The organism is Streptomyces radicis (assembly GCF_003626575.1).
Classification (GTDB): Bacteria; Actinomycetota; Actinomycetes; order Streptomycetales; family Streptomycetaceae; genus Streptomyces; species Streptomyces radicis.
The window spans coordinates 51,964-69,521 of the sequence record NZ_RBDY01000026.1; the positions used below are offsets into that span (position 1 = coordinate 51,964).

Sequence of the window (17,558 nt, forward strand, 5' to 3'; positions counted from 1 at the left end):
CCGTGGTCGACGGCCCCGTCGGCGCGCATCGCGCGGCCCGTCCGTGGGGCGGTGTCCGGGAACGGCGTTTTCGGACCGGTCCGGCTGCCGCCTTGGGCGCGTGCCGCGCCGCGGCCCACGTGTTCCGACGGTGCGGACAGTTCGGGCACGGCCGGACCCCCGCGGCGGTAGCCGCAGTCCCACCGGCCGACCCGCACTGACCCAGGGCCGGGCCGCGTGGCACGCGCCGATGACAAGCCCACGGCCGAGCCTGCGGCGCCAGCCGCGCAACCCCTCGCCCACCCGCAGCGAGCAACGGCCGAGCCACAGCGGCAGGCGTCCCGCACCGCCACACGCCGCGCGCGGCAGCGCGCCGCACCACACACCGGACCCATCACCGGCCAACGGCCGGGCCTGCGGCGGCAGCCGCAACCACAGCCGCAACAGGGCGTCGCACCATGCGGCCGCCCCCGCGGCGGCAGCCGCGACAACCCGCGCCAACATCCCACCCGCACCGGGCAACGGCCAGCCGGGCCGGGCCGGGAACACCGTTCCCCCTCACCGGCCAACGGCCGAGCCTGCGGCGGCAGCCGCGACAACCCGTGCCAACAGCGCGCCCGCACCGAGCAACGGCAGGCGCGCCAGCGCCGTCGCCCACGGCCGAGCCCGCGGCGGCAGCCGCGCAACCCCTCGCCCACCCGCAGCGAGCAACGGCCGAGCCACAGCGGCAGGCGTTACAGCACCTTGCCCGGGTTCAGGATGCCTCTCGGGTCGAAGACCTGGCGGATCGCGCGTTGCAGCTCCACGCCGTCCTGGCCCAGCTCGCGGGCCAGCCACTCCTTCTTGAGGACGCCCACGCCGTGTTCGCCCGTGATCGTGCCGCCGAGGTCGAGGCCGAGGGCCATGATCTCGTCGAACGACGCCCGCGCGCGGCGCGACTCGTCCTCGTCGCGGGCGTCGAAGCACACGGTCGGGTGGGTGTTGCCGTCGCCCGCGTGCGCGCACACGCCGATCGTCAGGCGGTGGCGTTCGGCGATGGCCGCCACCCCGTCGAGCAGGTCGGCGAGCCTGCTGCGCGGCACGCACACGTCGTCGATCATCGTGGTGCCCTTGACCGCCTCCAGGGCCACCAGCGCCGAGCGCCGCGCGGCGAGCAGCATCTCGGACTCGGCGTCGTCCTCGGCGGGCACCACGTCCGTGGCGCCCGCGCCCCGGCACAGCTCGGCGACCGCCGCGAGGTCGGCGGCCGGGTCCGCGGTGTCGAACGCCGCGAGCAGGAGCGCCCGCGTGCTCTCGGGAAGTCCCATGCGCGTCAGCTTGTTGACGGCGGCGATCGTCGTCGCGTCCATCAGCTCGAGCAGCGAGGGGGTGTGGCCCTCGGCCATGATCCGGCAGACCGCGTCGCCCGCCGCGGCGGCCGAGCCGAACTCCGCGGCCAGCACCAGCTGCCGCGGCGGCGCGGGCCGCAGCGCGAGCACCGCGCCCACGACCACGCCGAGCGTTCCCTCGGAGCCGACGAACAGCCGCGTCAGGTCGTACCCGGCCACGCCCTTGGCCGTGCGCCGACCGGTCGTCAGGAGCCGACCGTCCGCCAGCACCACGTCGAGGCCGAGGACATACTCGGCCGTCACGCCGTACTTGACGCAGCACAGGCCGCCCGAGCCCGTGCCGATGTTCCCGCCGATGGTGCACTGCTCCCAGCTCGACGGGTCGGGGGGATAGGCGAGGCCGTGGGCGGCCACCGCCTTGGACAGGTCGGCGTTGACGACGCCCGGCTCGACGACGGCGTACCGGTTGACCGGGTCGATCTCCAGGATCCGGTCCATCCGCACGAGCGAGAGCACCACGCACCCGTCGATGGCGTTGGCGCCGCCGGACAGCCCCGTGCGCGCGCCCTGCGGGACCACGGGCACGCGCGCCTCGTGCGCGGTGCGCATGACGTGGCGCACCTGGTCCACCGTGCGCGGCAGCACGACGGCCGCGGGGGCGCCAGCGGGGCAGAAGCTGGCCATGTCGTGGGCGTAGGACGCGGTGACATCGCTGTCGGTCAGGACCGCCTCGGCGGGCAGCCCCTCGCGCAGCCGTGCGACAAGAGTGTCCATAGCGGAAGTTTCGCATCGCCGTGCGGAAAATCCCATGGTCGGGACGGTGGCCATTGTGCGAGGCTGCCGTGCGATGGAACGTTACGACCGCCACCTCATCACCCATTCCGAGCATCCCATCGCCGCCCCGCTCAGCGGTGACGCGTTCCGCGCCGTGCTCGCCGTGGCCATGCAACGCCCTTCGGGCGGTGGGAGGTTGTTCGACCTGGGGTGCGGTCAGGCCCAGTGGCTGCTCACCGCGCTCACCGGCTGGAGCCGCGCCACCGGCGTGGGCGTCGACATCTCGGAGCCCTGCCTCGACCGGGCGGCGGCGCAGGCGCGGCGCCTCGGGGTCGCCGACCGGCTCGAGCTGCACGAGGCCGACGCCGCGCGGTTCGCCGCCATCACCCCGCCCGGGACGTTCGACGTGGTGCTGTGTGTCGGCTCGACGCACGCGTTCGGCGGGCTGCTGCCCGCGCTCGCGGCCGCGCGCCGCCTGCTCGCGCCCGGCGGGTGCGTCGTGGTCGGCGAGGGGTTCTGGGAGCGCGAGCCGGGGCCCGCCGCGCTCCGGGCGCTCGACGCGCGCCCCGACGATCACGCCGATCTCGGCGGCACCGTCGACCGCGTCGTCGCCGACGGCTGGCTGCCGGTCAACGGGCACACCTCGACGCTCGACGAGTGGGACGAGTACGAGTGGTGCTGGACCGGATCGCTCTCCCGCTGGGCGCTCGACCACCCCGACCACCCCGACGCGGCCGAGGCCCGCGCGACCGCCGACGCGCACCGCACCGGCTGGCTGCACGGCTACCGCGGCACGCTCGGCTTTGTCACCCTGGTGCTGCGCGACGCGGCGTGAGGTGTTCACCCGGGGGCTCGCCGCCGTTCACCGGGCGGGCGCGGGGACGGGCCACGATCCGGCGCATGAAATACCGAAGAAGCGCACTGCTCGGCACCGCCGTGCTGCTCGGCGCCACCGCACTCGCGCCCGCCGCGGCGCAGGAAGCGCGGGACGCGCGCGACGCGCGGCACGGGCGCCCCGGCGGCGCGTTGGAGCTGACCCTGCTCGGCCGGTACGAGTCCGGGTCCTTCGACGAGGCCGCGGCCGAGATCACGGCGTTCGACCCGGCCACCGCACGGGTGTTCACGGTCAACGCCGAACGCGGCACCGTCGACGTGCTGGACATCGCCGACCCGGCGAACCCCGTCAAGGTGGCCGAGCTTGCCACCCCAGGGGCCAATAGCGTCGCCGTGCACGACGGGCTCGTCGCCGTCGCCCAGCAGGCGAGCGACAAGACGCGGCCCGGCACCGTGTCGTTCTTCCGCGCCGACGACGGCGCCCCTGTCGACTCGGTCACCGTGGGCGCGCTGCCCGACGCCCTCACGTTCACCCCCGACGGCAGCCGCGTCGTCGTCGCCAACGAGGGCGAGCCCGCCTCCTACTGCGAGGAGGACGGCTACGACCCTGAGGGCTCGGTGAGCGTCATCACGCTGCACGAGGGCCGCGTCGAGGGCGTCCGCACCGCCGACTTCCGCGCCTGGAACGGCTCGGAGGACCGGCTGCGCCGCGACGGCGTGCGTATCTACGGGCCCGGCGCCTCGGCCGCGCAGGACCTTGAGCCCGAGTACCCGACGGTCTCGCCCGACGGGCGCCTCGCCTATGTGACGCTCCAGGAGAACAACGCGATCGCCGTGGTGAACCTCGCCCAGGCGCGCGTCACACGCATCGAGCCGCTCGGCACCAAGGACCACTCCCGCCGCGGCAACGGCCTCGACCCGTCCGACGAGGACGGCGGCACCCACATCGGCCGCTGGCCGGTGCGCGGCCTCTACCAGCCCGACGGCATCGCGGCGTTCTCCCGTGGCGACTACCTGATCACGGCCAACGAGGGCGACGCCCGCGACTGGGACTGCTACGCGGAGGAGGTGCGCGTGGCGGACGTGGAGCTGTCGCCCCGCGCATTCCGCGACGCCGATGAGCTGCAACGCCCCGAGGCGCTCGGCCGCCTGACCATCACCGAGACGTCGCCGCGCGACCGGCAGGGGCGCTACACCGAGCTGCACGCGCTCGGCGGGCGCTCGCTCTCGGTGCTCGACACGCGCGGCCGGGTGGTGTGGGACTCGGGCGACGAGCTCGAACGCCTGATCGCCGAGCGCTTCCCCGACGACTTCAACACCGACAACACGGAGAACGCCCCCGACTCCCGCAGCGACAACAAGGGCCCCGAGCCCGAGGGCGTCACGGTGGGCCGGGTCGCGGGCACGGAGTACGCGTTCGCCGGTCTCGAACGCGTCGGCGGCGTCGTGGTCCACGACCTGTCGAACCCGCGCCACCCCGAGCTCGCGGGCTATGTCAACTCCCGTGACTTCGCGGGCGACCCCGAGGCGGGCACGGCGGGCGACCTCGGCCCCGAGGGCCTGACGTTCATCCGCGCCCAGGACAGCCCGACGGACAAGCCCCTGCTGGTCGTCGGCTTCGAGACGAGCGGCACGACGGCGATCTACGAGATCGCCTGAAGCCATCGCGACGACGCGCCCACACCCCATCCGAGACACGGGCACGTCGTCGGGGCCGGTGTCAGAACCTGCGGGTGATCAGGGCCTGTTTGACCTCTTGGATCGCCTTCGTCACCTCGATGCCGCGCGGGCAGGCGTCCGTGCAGTTGAAGATCGTGCGGCAACGCCACACGCCGTCGCGGTCGTTGAGGATCTCCAGGCGCTGCTCCGCGCCCTCGTCGCGCGAGTCGAAGATGAAGCGGTGGGCGTTGACGATCGCCGCCGGGCCGAAGTACTGGCCGTCGTTCCAGAAGACCGGGCACGCGCCCGTGCACGCCGCGCACAGGATGCACTTGGTCGTGTCGTCGAAGCGCTCCCGCTGCTCCGCCGACTGGCGGTGCTCGCGCGAGGGCTGGTTGCCCGTCGTGATCAGGAACGGCATCACGTCGCGGTACGCCTGGAAGAACGGCTCCATGTCGACGATCAGGTCCTTCTGGACCGTCATGCCCTTGAGCGGCTCGATCACCACGGGCTTGGCCTTGGGGCCGCCGTCGAGGTCGGCGATGTCCTTGATGAGCGTCTTGCAGGCCAGCCGGTTCTTGCCGTTGATCCGCATCGCGTCCGAGCCGCAGATGCCGTGGGCGCAGGAGCGGCGGAACGTCAGGGTGCCGTCCTCCTCCCACTTGATCTGGTGGAGGGCGTCGAGCACCCGCTCCTTGGGGTCGATGTCCAGCGTGAAGTCCTGCCAGAACGCGTGCTCGGAGGACTCGGGGTTGAACCGCCGGATCCGGAACGTGACCCGCGCGAGGTGGGCCGAGTCGGCCATGCCCCCGGTCGGGGTCTCGGTGACCGTTGCCATCAGTACGTACGCTCCTGCGGCTGGTAGCGGGTCTGGACGACCGGCTTGTAGTCGAGCCTGATCGTCTCGTTTCCTTGGGAGTCCACTTCGCGATAGGCCATGGTGTGCCGCATGAAGTTGACGTCGTCGCGGTGCGGGTGGTCCTCGCGGTAGTGGCCGCCGCGCGACTCCTTGCGGGCCAGCGCCGAGACGACGAGCACCTCGGCGAGGTCGAGGAGGTTCCCCAGCTCCAGGGCCTCGAGCAGATCGGTGTTGAAGCGCCTGCCCTTGTCCTGCACCGAGACGTTCCGGTACCGCTTGCGCAGCGCCGTGATGTCCTCGAGCGCCTCCTTGAGCGTCTGCTCGGTGCGGAAGACCATGGCGTTCCTGTCCATCGTCTCCTGCAACGCGCGGCGGATCACGGTCACCCGCTCGTTGCCCGTCGCGCCGCGCATGCGCGTCACCTCGTCGGCGACGAAGCGCGCCGGGTCCTCCGGCAGCTCCACCAGGTCGGCGTCCGCGGCGTACTCGGCGGCGGCGATCCCGGCGCGGCGGCCGAAGACGTTGATGTCGAGCAGGGAGTTGGTGCCGAGGCGGTTGGCGCCGTGCACGGAGACGCAGGCCACCTCGCCCGCGGCGTAGAGCCCGGGGACCACGTCGGTGTTGGTGGAGAGCACCTCGCCGCGGACGTTGGTCGGGATGCCGCCCATCGCGTAGTGCGCGGTCGGCTGGATCGGGATCGGGTCGGTGTACGGCTCGATGCCGAGGTAGGTGCGCGCGAACTCGGTGATGTCGGGCAGCTTGGCGTCGAGCTGCTCGGGCGGCAGGTGCGTGAGGTCGAGGTGCACATGGTCGCCGTCGGGGCCGCAGCCGCGGCCCTCGCGGATCTCGGTGTAGATCGAGCGCGAGACGACGTCGCGCGACGCGAGGTCCTTCATGACGGGCGCGTACTTCTCCATGAAGCGCTCGCCGTCCTTGTTGCGCAGGATGCCGCCCTCGCCCCGCGCGCCCTCGGTCAGCAGGATGCCCATCTTCCAGATGCCGGTCGGGTGGAACTGGAAGAACTCCATGTCCTCCAGCGGCAGTCCGCGCCTGAACGCCGCCGCCTGCCCGTCGCCCGTGAGCGTGTGGGCGTTGGAGGTCACCTTGTAGAACTTGCCGTTGCCGCCCGAGGCGAACACGACCGCCTTGGCACGGAAGACGTGCAGCTCGCCCGTGGCCAGCTCGTACGCCACCACGCCCGCCGTGCGGCGCACGCCGTCGACGGTGGTGAGCAGCAGGTCGAGGACGTAGAACTCGTTGAAGAACTCGACGCCCTCCTTCACGCAGTTCTGGTAGAGCGTCTGGAGGATCATGTGCCCGGTGCGGTCGGCCGCGTAGCACGAGCGGCGCACGGGGGCCTCGCCGTGGTTGCGGCTGTGGCCGCCGAAGCGGCGCTGGTCGATCAGCCCGTCAGGGGTGCGGTTGAACGGCAGGCCCATCCGCTCCAGGTCGAGGACGGAGTCGATGGCCTCCTTGGCCAGGATCTCCGCGGCGTCCTGGTCCACCAGGTAGTCGCCGCCCTTGACCGTGTCGAACGTGTGCCACTCCCAGTTGTCGTCCTCGACGTTCGCCAGGGCCGCGGCCATCCCGCCCTGCGCGGCGCCCGTGTGCGAACGCGTCGGGTACAGCTTCGTCAGCACGGCGGTGCGGCTGCGCTGGGTGGCCTCGATGGCCGCCCGCATCCCGGCGCCGCCCGCGCCGACGATGACGGTGTCGTACGTGTGGATCTGCATCGCTCTCGTCACACTCTCGCGTCGAACCCCGGCGGTTCAGCTGATGTTCGGGTCGAAGGTGAAGATCACCAGGGTGCCCAGCAGCACGGTGAAGACCGTGGCCACATAGAGCAGCATCTTCAGCCAGAAGCGCGTGGTGTCGCGCTGGGCGTAGTCGTTGATGATCGTGCGCAGCCCGTTGCCGCCGTGCAGCATCGCGAGCCACAGCATCAGCAGGTCCCAGACCTGCCAGAACGGCGAGGCCCAGCGGCCCGCGACGAACGCGAAGCTCACCTTGCTGACGCCGCCGTCGAGGACGAGCTGGATCACCAGGTGGGTGATCACCAGGACGACCAGGAGCACCCCCGACACCCGCATGAACAGCCAGCCGTACAGCTCGAAGTTGGTCCTGGTGGTGCGGGGCGTGCGGTGCGTGCGGGCGCGCGGGGGCTCGATGACGGGCGCGGGGTTGTCGGGGCCGTAGCGCCTGCCGCCCTCGTCGCCCTTGGCGACCTCACTGATCTCGATGGCCATGGTCATCAGCTCCCGAACAGCTCACGGAACGCGTGCCCGAGCACCGGATAGGCGGCGCCCGCCATCAGCGCGACCCAGACACCCACGACGGTCCACAACATGTGCCGCTGGTAGCGGGCGCCGTTGGCCCAGAAGTCCACGGCGACGACGCGCAGGCCGTTGAGCGCGTGGAACAGCACGGCGGCCACCAGGCCGTACTCCATCACGGCCACGACGGGCGTCTTGTAGACCTCGATCGTCTTGTCGTACGCCTCGGGCGAGACGCGGACGAGGGAGGTGTCGAGCACGTGGACGAACAGGAAGAAGAAGATGAGGACACCGGTGACGCGGTGCGCCACCCATGACCACATGCCTTCCCGGCCGCGGTACAACGTTCCTGCCGGCACGGAAGAACCCTTCACGAGCTGCGTACGGGGCCTGCGGCCCGGCCGGATACCGTTCACCGGCCGCGGGTCATGGTAGCCGCGCGGCGGCCCTGGCTCGGCCGCGGGGAGGCCGCTTCGATCATGGAGCCGCGGCGTTCGGCGTCGGGTTGCCGACTCTTGGCCAACGGTTAACGTCGAACGTATGCGGCAAGCGCACTGGCGAATATTCGCACTGGTCGCGGCGGTGCTCGTCATCGTCGCCGGGGCCGTGGTCACCCTCACGACGGGGGACGATGACGCTCCACCCGAGCGTGAGCCCGGCGGAAGCGTCGCCGCCGCGCAACCGACGGGCCCCGAGGGGCCGATCGAGTCGATCCCCTCGGTGCGGTCGTTCGACGCGGCCTCGGGGCGCGGCTGGGCGCCGGGTGAGGAGACCCGGGTGGTAGCGGACGAGGACGGGCCGCTGGACGACGAGGCCGACCGGCTCGCCGACGAGCTCGACGTGCCGCGCGCGGACGAGGGGGGCCGCCAGGGCGATGTGATCCTCGGCATCGACGACCGCGCGAACACCGGGGGAGAGGGGTACACGCTCGTCACCGAGGACCACAGGGTCCGCATCGTGGGGCGGACCGAGGCCGGGGTCTTCTACGGCACGCGCACGCTGATGCAGTCGGTGCGCGCCAACGGCGGCACCCCCGAGGGCACCGTGACCGACCGGCCCGACCGGCCGCAGCGCGGGCTCATGATCGACATCGCGCGCAAGCCGTTCTCCGCCGACTGGATCGAGGACCGGCTGCGCGAGATGGCCGACCTCAAGCTCAACCAGCTCCAGCTCCACCTCAGCGACGACCAGGGCTTCCGCATCGAGAGCGAGAGCCACCCCGAGGTGGTCTCGGACGAGCACCTCACCAAGCGTGAGGTGCGCGACATCGTCCGGTTGGCGGAGTCGCTGCACATCGAGGTGATCCCGGAGATCGACTCCCCAGGCCACCTCGGCGCGGTGCTCGAGGCGCATCCCGACCTCCAGTTGCGGCGGGCGGACGGCGGCGCGGCCGAGGGCGCGATCAACATCGCCGACCCCGCCGCGGGCCGCCTCATCGACGAGCTGCTGCGCGAGTACCGGGACCTCTTCCCCGCCCGCTTCTGGCACCTGGGCGGCGACGAGTACGCGGCCCTGCTCAGCAGCGACCCCGAGGCCACCTACCCGGGCCTCGCCAGGGCGGCGCGGGACCGTTACGGCGACGACGCGACCGTGCGCGACCTGGCCACCGGGTGGCTCAACGACCGGGCCGAGGTCGTCACGGACCTGGACAGGACGCCGCAGGTGTGGAACGACGGCATGCACGCCGATGGCGTCGTCGAGCCGAGCGAGGACCGGCAGGTGGCGTACTGGACGGGCCGCGAGCAGGGCGCGCGGCCGCCGATCGAGTATTTGGACGAGGGATTCGAGCTCGTCAACTTCAACTCGGAGTTCCTGTACTACGTCCTCGGCCAGCCCAATGGGTTCACCTATCCGACGGGCCAGCGCATCTTCGAGGAGTGGACGCCCGATGTGCTGCGCGGAACGTCGCCGGTGCCCGATCGTTTCGCGAACGCGGACCATGTGCCGGGCGGCCGATTCGCGGTGTGGTGCGATCTCGCGGACGCGCAGACGCCCGACGAGGTGGCGGCGGGGATCAGGCTGCCGCTGCGGGCGGTGTCCCAGAAGCTGTGGGATCCGTCACGGCCGGACCGGACGTGGGAGGAGTTCGCGGAGCTGGCCGACCGCGTCGGGGGCCGCGGCTGACGGCCGAGGGCGGCGGCGGGCGACGGCGGGCGACGGCGCGGGCCGGGGTGAGGGCCGGGGGTGGGCCCGGGGTGGCGACGGCCATGACCCGGGGGGACATGGGTGCCATATCGGGACATTGCGAAACAGCCGGGGCCGCCACCCCCCACAGGAGAGACCCCGGCTGCCGCTGGACGCGAGCCTGACGGGGCCCGTGTCCGTATCCCGTACAGCGTCCGTCCGGGGCTTTCTGTTACCGAGCGGATACGGCCGGATGCGCCATGGACTCAGCCGTCGGGGACGCGTAGCGTTCAGACACCGGGGACTCACAGTCACCAGCACGGGAGCAGAGCGCGGTACAGGGCCGCAAAGGGGGGCCGGGGAGTGCAGGGGGCAGACATCGACCTGACCGAGGCGGTGCACGCGGCGCAGGAGGGGGACGAGACGGCGTTTCACGCGGTCTTCCGCGCCGTGCACCCGCGGTTGCTCGGTTATGTGCGGACGATCGTCGCCGAGCCCGACGTCGAGGACGTCACGGCCGAGGCATGGCTGCACATATCGCGGGATCTGTCGAGGTTCAGCGGAGACGCCGATCGTTTCCGGGGGTGGACCGCGCGCATCGCGCGGAATCGGGCGCTCGATCATCTGAGGGCGCGCGGCAGGCGCCCGCAGGAGATGCGCGCCGACGAGGACGCGCTCGCCGACATGCCGTCATCGGCCGACACCGCCGAGGAGGCCATCGCGTCGCTCGCCACGTCGCGGGCGTTCCAGCTGGTCGCCGAGCTGCCGCAGGAGCAGGCGGGGGCCGTGGTGTTACGGACCCTGTTCGGCCTCGACTCCAAGCGGGCCGCGCTCGTCCTCGGCTGCCGCCCCGGCGCGGTCCGCACCGCGAACCACCGCGGTCTGCGCCGCCTCGCCGAGCTGGTGGAGCACGGCGAGGACTGAGCGCGCCGGGCGCACCACCCCCGCGTGTAACGGAAATCGGGGCTACGGCGCAGTAAGGAACAGGCCGACTGGTCACCGGCCTACGGGGCGCTTCCCGAGGTCCCCCCCGTACCTCAGGAAGCCCCAGGCGCGGACGGGGCGGCATTCCCCCTAGCCCCGTCCGCGCACCTTGACCTCTCGCGCGGAGCGGCGCCGCGTCACCGCCGGTGGTGACGCGGCGCCGCGCGCCGTGGCCCCTCTTCGGGCCCCGTCCTGTCTCCCGGGTCTCGCGCTTCTCCCGTATCCCGCGCCGGGCGTGAAGAGTTCGGCGCGCGCCTCTCACGCGCGGGGAACGGCGCTCACGTCAACGCGTTCCACCCCGCGAAAGAGGGGCCGCACTTGCGCGCCACGGTGGGTGAGGTGTGCAATACGCTGCGTAGCGTCAGGGGGGCATGCGAACCCGCGGACCCGTGTCGATGCCCGCTCGCCCTCAGCCTCCCCGGGGGGATGAACGGCGGGCGGCGGAGGGGGGTTATTTCTGTGAACTTCGTCTAATGCCAAGCCGAAGAGGGGCCCGAGACTCGTGAGTTGGTTTTAGCGTGTCATGCTGTTAACTGTTTGTTGTGACTGAGTTGGCCCGGCACTCGATACCGCTGCCTAATGTTCAATCCGTGCCCGTTTCATCCCCCACCCCACTCCGTGTGGCAGTGCTGGCGGATTCCGACACCCGGTGGAAGTGGGGCGCGCTGACCGCGCGTCGTATCGCTCCCGAGTCGACCGTCCACGGCTATCTGCTCTGGGGGCGCGCGACTCCCACGGAGCGCCAGCTGGCGGAGATCGGAGCGGACGCCGACGAGCTGCGCGAGGTCAGCGCGGCCGATTTCCTCGCCGACCTCGGCAAGCGCGCGCACGGCGCCGCGGACGAGGCGTTCGACGTCCTCGTGCTCGCCTGCGTCGGGGGCACCATCCAGGCCATGCTGCACGGCCTCGCGCGTGCCTGGCGCACCGCCGAGCGCCGCCCCGTCGTGGTCACCGGATATGTGGGCGTGGTCTACGAGAAGCTGCCCGACGGGCTGCTGCTGCGGCACGGCGCGGACCTGGTCCTCGCCAACAGCCGCTACGACGCCCGGCGTTTCCGCGCGGTCTACGAGGGCGTGCGCGCCGACAGCGGCGCGGTCACCGAGTGCGCGCTGCCGTTCCTCGACGGGCGCGCCTACGACCCGGGCCCCGCGCGGCGCGGGGAGCGGCCGTTCCGCGTGGTCTTCGCGGTGCAGCCATCCGTGCCCGCCACACGCAAGGACCGGGCCTATCTGCTCGACCGGGCGATGGAGCACGCCAGGCGCTTCCCCGACCGCGAGGTGGTCCTCAAGCTGCGCAGCAAGCCGAGCGAGCACACCACGCACATCGAGGAGCTGCCCTACCAACGCCTGCTCGAGCGGGCCAAGGATGAGCAGCCGCCCAACTTCCGGCTGGCCTACGGGAACATGGGCGAGGTGCTCGACGAGACGGACCTGCTGGTCACCGTGAGCTCCACGGCGGCCCTCGAGTCCCTGCACCGCTCGGTGCCCACCGCGGTCCTCAGCGACCTCGGCATCCGCGAGCAGTTGGGGAACCACTACTTCATCGGCTCGGGCTGCTTCGCGTCATGGGACGAGCTCGACGCCGGGTACCTGCCGGAGCCCGAGTCCGAGTGGCTGGCCGACCAGGGCATCGCCACGTCGCACGAGCACGCCTTCGCCACGGCCCGCGGCCGCCTCGCGGGGCTGCTCGACCAGCGGCGCCAGTCGGGGCTGCTGCCCCTCGCGCCGTACTACACCGTTCGCACCGCGCCCGGCTATCTCCCCGGGGTCCTGGCCCGCCACGGCCTCGACGTCAAGGGCGAGCCGAAGGCCGGGCACCAGGAGAGCGGCCCCGACCAGGCGGGTATGCGCGCCGCGTCCCGCCGCCTCCTGCGCCGCACGGCGCGCGGCGCCTACCGGGCGGGCGTCCAGCGGGTCGCGCCCCTCATCCGCCGCTGGGGGCAGCTGTGACGTCGGCAGTTGTGATGTGGACGACTTCTCTCAACCGATCCCCCTCGCGCGGACTCATAACCGACGTGACCGACCTGCGAACGAAGGCGTGACCCCATGAGCACTGTTCTGGCCGTGATCCCCGCCCGCGGGGGTTCCAAGGGAGTGCCGGGGAAGAACCTCGCGCCGGTGGGTGACGCCCCCCTCGTCCACCGGGCCGTGCGCGAGTGCCGCGCCGCCCGCCTGCTGACCTCCGTCGTCGTCTCCACCGACGACCCCGGCATCGCCGCCGCCGCGCACGCCGCGGGCGCCGAGGTCATCGAGCGCCCCTCCGAGATCTCGGGCGACACCGCGACGAGCGAGGCCGCGGTGCTGCACGCCATGGGCGTCTACGAGGAGCGGCACGGCGTCACGGTGGACGTCGTCCTGCTCGTCCAGTGCACCAGCCCGTTCCTCACCGGCGAGGAGATCGACGGCGTCTCGGCCGCCGTGCTCGACGGCGCCGACTCCGCGCTGACGGTCGCCCCGTTCCACGGCTACGTCTGGCGCGACGGCGACGGCGAGGCGGACGCGTCGTCGAGCGGCGGCTACGGCGTCAACCACGACAAGTCCTTCCGCCCCCGCCGCCAGGACCGTCCCCAGGACCTCCTGGAGACCGGCGCCGCCTACGCGATGCGCGCCGACGGGTTCCGCGAGAAGAAGCACCGCTTCTTCGGCCGCACCGAGCTGGTGCGCACCGACCCCGAGCGCGTGCTCGAGATCGACGACCCGCACGACCTCGCGCGCGCCCGCGCCCTGGCCCCGCTGCTCGACGGCGGGCCGACAGGGCTGACCAGCTGGCCCCTTCCCGACTACCTGCCCACCCGCGCCGACATCGACGCGGTGGTCCTCGATTTCGACGGCACCCAGACCGATGACCGGGTGCTCGTCGACTCCGAAGGACGGGAGCTCGTCGCCGTGCACCGCGGCGACGGACTCGGCATCGCCGCGCTGCGCCGCGCCGGACTGCCCCTGCTGATCCTGTCCACGGAGCAGAATCCGGTCGTCGCCGCACGGGCGCGCAAGCTGCGCATCCCCGTGCTGCACGGCATCGACCGGAAGGACCTCGCCCTCAAGCAGTGGTGCGAGGAACAAGGAATCGCGCCGGAGCGCGTGCTCTACGCGGGCAACGACGTCAACGACCTGCCGTGCTTCGACCTCGTCGGATGGCCGGTCGCCGTCGCCAGCGCCCACGACATCGTGCGAGGCGCCGCCCGCGCGGTCACCTCCGCGCCGGGTGGCGCAGGCGCGATCCGCGAGATCGCCTCGTGGATCCTCGGAAAGGAACTGACAGCATCATGACCACTGGCAACCGCCTTCGTACCTTCGGAGACCGTGTCGTGGGCACCGGCCGGCCGGTCTACATCACGGGTGAGATCGGTATCAACCACAACGGCGACCTGGAGAACGCCTTCGCGCTCATCGACGCCGCCGTCGAAGCCGGCTGTGACGCCGTGAAGTTCCAGAAGCGGACGCCGGAGATCTGCACTCCGCGCGACCAGTGGGACATCGAGCGGGACACCCCGTGGGGCCGGATGACCTACATCGACTACCGGCACCGCGTCGAGTTCGACGAGGAGCAGTACCGCGCCATCGACGAGTACTGCGCCAAGCGCGGCATCCACTGGTTCGCCTCCCCGTGGGACACCGAGGCCGTCGCGTTCCTCGAGCGTTTCGACGTGCCGGCCCACAAGGTCGCCTCCGCGTCGCTCACCGACGACGAGCTGCTGCGCGCCCTGCGGGCCACCGGCAAGACGATCATCCTGTCCACCGGCATGTCCACGCCGCAGCAGATCCGGCACGCGGTCGAGGTGCTCGGCAGCGAGAACATCCTGCTGTGCCACGCCACTTCGACCTACCCGGCCAAGGCCGACGAGCTCAACCTCCGGGTGATCCACACCCTCCAGGCCGAGTACCCGAACGTTCCGATCGGCTACTCGGGGCACGAGACGGGGCTCCAGACCACGCTGGCCGCCGTCGCGCTCGGCGCCACCTTCGTCGAGCGGCACATCACCCTCGACCGCGCGATGTGGGGCTCCGACCAGGCCGCCTCCGTCGAGCCGCAGGGCCTCAAGCGGCTGGTGCGGGACATACGGATCATCGAGGAGTCCCTCGGTGACGGTGTCAAGAAGGTGTACGAGAGCGAGCTGGGCCCGATGAAGAAGCTCCGCCGTGTCAAGGGGGTCATCGCCGAGCGCGAGTCCGCCCCCGCGACCGTCTGAGCTCGTCGGGACGGACACACCCGCGATCGGACGAGAACGGGACGGAACACGCATGACTGACGCGCGGTCGGAGACGCTGGCGTTCGCCGAGAGCCCGGTCCAGCTGCTCAACACGCTGGAGTGGGCGCACACTTCGGGACCCGGCGCCTTCACCGTGATCATCCTGCCGCCCCACGACCCGACCAGCAGGGGCCAGTTGCGCCGCATGGCGCAGCTGGCCCGCGACTCCGGGTGCCGCGTGCTGTGGCGCGAGGCCAGGGGCGGCGCGGTGACCCCGTCGCGGGCCCTGGCCGCGCTCGCTGGCCCGCTCCGCAGGGCGCGGCGGCTGGTGATCGGCGACCCGTTCTCGCACTACCTCCAGCTCCTGCTGTCCATGGCGGGCCGCTGCGACATCGTCGTCGTGGACGACGGCACCGCCACCATGGAGTTCACCGCCCAACTCTCCCGCGGCGAACGGCTGGTGCGCTGGCACCGGCCCAGGTCACGCGGGCCCAGGTCGGTGCTCTTCGCGCCGGTCGCGCGCCGGGCCGTGCGCCGGCTCTCGCCCGCCGCGGGGCGCACGGTCGAGGTCTTCACCGTGATGCCCGTCAAGCCCGTGCCCGGCATCACCGTCACGGCCAACACGTTCGCCTGGAGCCGCTCCCACTTCCCGCCGCCCCGCCTCACCGGGCGCTCGGACCTGGTGGGCACGTCGCTCGTGGAGACGGGCGTGCTGCACGAGGAGCGTTACATCACCGAGGTCGCCGCGCTCGCGCGCGAGCACCACATCACCCGGTACTTCGCGCACCGCAAGGAGGGCGGCGACAAGCTGCGCCGCCTCGCCACCGCGGCGGGCCTCGAGATCGTCAGGCCCGACCTCCCCCTCGAACTGGTCGCCCGCAGGGGCCCGATCGGCTCGAAGATCATCAGCTTCCCCTCGACCGTCGTCCACACCCTGCCGCACGTCCTCGCCGACACCGAGGTCGAGGTCGTGGTGCGGGACGTCGCCAAGACGTGGTTCACCGACCGCGTCACCGACCGCGCCAGCGGCTTCCTCGCCGAGGTCACCAACACGGCCAGGGGCGCCCGCGGCCTCCAGACCGGATCGCAGTGAAACGCGACGCGGCCGATTGAGACCAACATCACGCCGGCGCACACGCCGCGCGCGAGGGCGAAATAACCCCTCATACCCAACCACACGCCGCTTCATGCGCCCGCACTCTCCTCCTCAGGCGGGAACTTTGCATGATCGGCCCGCCCTTGCCCCCGAAACTTGGTTAACCTCGTCACATGAGTGAGCTGCCGCCTCCCCCGTCCGGTCCGACGTCTCACCTGGACGACGCCCTGAGGTGTGAGCTCATCGCCTTCCGCCGCGACATCCACATGCACCCCGAGCTCGGCGGCCATGAGGTGCGCACCACCGCGGTCGTCAAGGAGCGTCTTGAGCGCGCCGGTCTCGCCCCGCGCGTCCTCGACAGCGGCACGGGCCTCGTGTGCGACATCGTCCCGCCGGGCACCGAGGGCCGCCCGCTGCTCGGCCTGCGCGCCGACATCGACGCGCTGCCCATCCCCGACACCAAGACCGTGCCCTATCGCTCCACGATCCCGGGCCGCGCGCACGCGTGCGGCCACGACGTGCACACCACGGTCGTCGTCGGCGCGGGCGTCATGCTGGCCGGGCTCGCCGCCGACGGCAGGCTGAAGCGGCCCGTGCGGCTGCTGTTCCAGCCCGCCGAGGAGGTCATGTCCGCGGGCGCCCGCGACGCCATCGAGTGCGGCGTCCTCGACGGCGTCGAGCGGATGCTGGCCCTGCACTGCGACCCCAAGCTCGACGCCGGGCGCCTCGGCACCCGCGTCGGAGCGATCACATCGGCCGGCGACCTGGTCGAGGTCACCCTGTCGGGGCCCGGCGGCCACACCGCCCGCCCGCACCTGACCACCGACCTGGTGACCGCCGCGGCCAAGGTGGCCACCGAGGTGCCCGCGCTGCTCGCCCGCCGCGTCGACACCCGCTCCGGCATGGCGATCACCTGGGGGCGCCTCACCACCGGCCACGCGCCCAACGTCATCCCGGGGACCGCCGAGCTGTCCGGCACGATGCGCTGCCTCGACATCGACGCGTGGAACGCCGCCCCCGACCTGGTGCACGCCGCGATCGACGAGGTCGCCGCGCTCTACCGCGCCAAGTCCGAGCTCAAGTACATCCGCGGCGTTCCCCCCGTGGTCAACGACGCCGAGTCCACCGCAGTCCTGGAGGACGCGATGGCCGCCCGCTTCGGCCCCGACTCCGTCGTCGAGACCGAACAGAGCCTGGGCGGCGAGGACTTCTCGTGGTATCTCCAGCACGTGCCGGGCGCCATGGCCCGCCTGGGCGTGCGGCCTCCCGGCGACGCGTCGGCCACGCCCCGTGACATCCACCAGGGCGACTTCGACGCGGACGAGCACGCGATCACCGTGGGCGTCGACCTGTTCACGACGGCGGCCCTGCGGAGTTGACGCGCCGTGTTGCCTACACGTTGCGTTCACACCGATCTGATAACGGGAGGAGCAGGAGGCCGCCAGGCCGGTCTACGCGC

At 72.1% G+C, this 17,558-nt stretch carries 13 protein-coding genes and 1 pseudogene; 9 read left to right on the forward strand and 5 right to left on the reverse strand.

Annotated features, from left to right (window positions below; genetic code table 11):
* Nucleotides 1-713 precede the first annotated feature (713 nt).
* On the reverse strand, nt 714-2,081 hold the full coding sequence (locus tag D7318_RS25345; protein ID WP_230424061.1) for an FAD-binding oxidoreductase: 1,368 nt from the start codon (nt 2,079-2,081) through the stop codon (nt 714-716).
* A gap of 73 nt (nt 2,082-2,154) precedes the next feature.
* Between D7318_RS25345 and D7318_RS25350 the strand changes: the two genes are divergently transcribed.
* A complete protein-coding gene (locus tag D7318_RS25350; RefSeq protein ID WP_120699523.1) occupies nt 2,155-2,916 on the forward strand; it encodes an SAM-dependent methyltransferase in 762 nt (253 codons plus the stop codon).
* Nucleotides 2,917-2,981: 65 nt separating this feature from the next.
* Entirely contained in the window at nt 2,982-4,574 is a 1,593-nt protein-coding gene (locus D7318_RS25355; RefSeq protein ID WP_183091600.1) for a choice-of-anchor I family protein, read from the forward strand.
* 61 nt (nt 4,575-4,635) lie between these two features.
* Here D7318_RS25355 and D7318_RS25360 read toward each other — a convergent pair whose 3' ends face one another.
* The 4 genes from D7318_RS25360 to sdhC are packed head-to-tail and all read right to left on the reverse strand — an operon-like array spanning nt 4,636 to nt 8,065.
* Nucleotides 4,636-5,412, reverse strand: a complete 777-nt coding sequence (locus tag D7318_RS25360; protein ID WP_120699525.1) for a succinate dehydrogenase iron-sulfur subunit — start codon at nt 5,410-5,412, stop codon at nt 4,636-4,638.
* Complete coding sequence (gene sdhA / locus D7318_RS25365) at nt 5,412-7,166, reverse strand: succinate dehydrogenase flavoprotein subunit (protein WP_120699526.1); 1,755 nt, start codon at nt 7,164-7,166, stop codon at nt 5,412-5,414. Before sdhA ends, D7318_RS25360 begins: the two co-directional genes overlap by 1 nt.
* Nucleotides 7,167-7,202: 36 nt before the next feature.
* On the reverse strand, nt 7,203-7,679 hold the full coding sequence (locus D7318_RS25370) for a succinate dehydrogenase hydrophobic membrane anchor subunit (protein ID WP_120699563.1): 477 nt from the start codon (nt 7,677-7,679) through the stop codon (nt 7,203-7,205).
* A gap of 5 nt (nt 7,680-7,684) precedes the next feature.
* A complete protein-coding gene (sdhC, locus tag D7318_RS25375; protein ID WP_120699527.1) occupies nt 7,685-8,065 on the reverse strand; it encodes a succinate dehydrogenase, cytochrome b556 subunit in 381 nt (126 codons plus the stop codon).
* Nucleotides 8,066-8,246: 181 nt separating this feature from the next.
* Between sdhC and D7318_RS25380 the strand changes: the two genes are divergently transcribed.
* From D7318_RS25380 to D7318_RS25410, 7 genes and pseudogenes are all read left to right on the forward strand, one after another.
* Nucleotides 8,247-9,830, forward strand: coding sequence for a beta-N-acetylhexosaminidase (locus tag D7318_RS25380; RefSeq protein ID WP_120699528.1), 1,584 nt, complete (start codon nt 8,247-8,249; stop codon nt 9,828-9,830).
* Between the two features lie 363 nt (nt 9,831-10,193).
* Nucleotides 10,194-10,751, forward strand: a pseudogene (locus D7318_RS25385) (RNA polymerase sigma factor); the annotation flags it as partial.
* 653 nt (nt 10,752-11,404) lie between these two features.
* Entirely contained in the window at nt 11,405-12,763 is a 1,359-nt protein-coding gene (locus D7318_RS25390) for a DUF6716 putative glycosyltransferase (RefSeq protein ID WP_120699530.1), read from the forward strand.
* Nucleotides 12,764-12,859: 96 nt separating this feature from the next.
* Nucleotides 12,860-14,083 carry an N-acylneuraminate cytidylyltransferase gene (locus D7318_RS25395; protein WP_120699531.1) on the forward strand — a complete coding sequence of 408 codons (1,224 nt, stop codon included), beginning with the start codon at nt 12,860-12,862 and terminating at the stop codon, nt 14,081-14,083.
* Nucleotides 14,080-15,003 (forward strand): N-acetylneuraminate synthase family protein, encoded by a 924-nt coding sequence (locus D7318_RS25400; RefSeq protein WP_120699532.1) that lies wholly within the window; start codon nt 14,080-14,082, stop codon nt 15,001-15,003. Before D7318_RS25395 ends, D7318_RS25400 begins: the two co-directional genes overlap by 4 nt.
* 52 nt (nt 15,004-15,055) lie before the next feature.
* Nucleotides 15,056-16,096: a hypothetical protein gene (locus D7318_RS25405; protein WP_120699533.1), complete on the forward strand. Its 1,041-nt coding sequence runs from the start codon at nt 15,056-15,058 to the stop codon at nt 16,094-16,096.
* Between the two features lie 176 nt (nt 16,097-16,272).
* Nucleotides 16,273-17,478 (forward strand): amidohydrolase, encoded by a 1,206-nt coding sequence (locus D7318_RS25410; RefSeq protein ID WP_120699534.1) that lies wholly within the window; start codon nt 16,273-16,275, stop codon nt 17,476-17,478.
* The last annotated feature ends 80 nt before the right edge of the window (nt 17,479-17,558 follow it).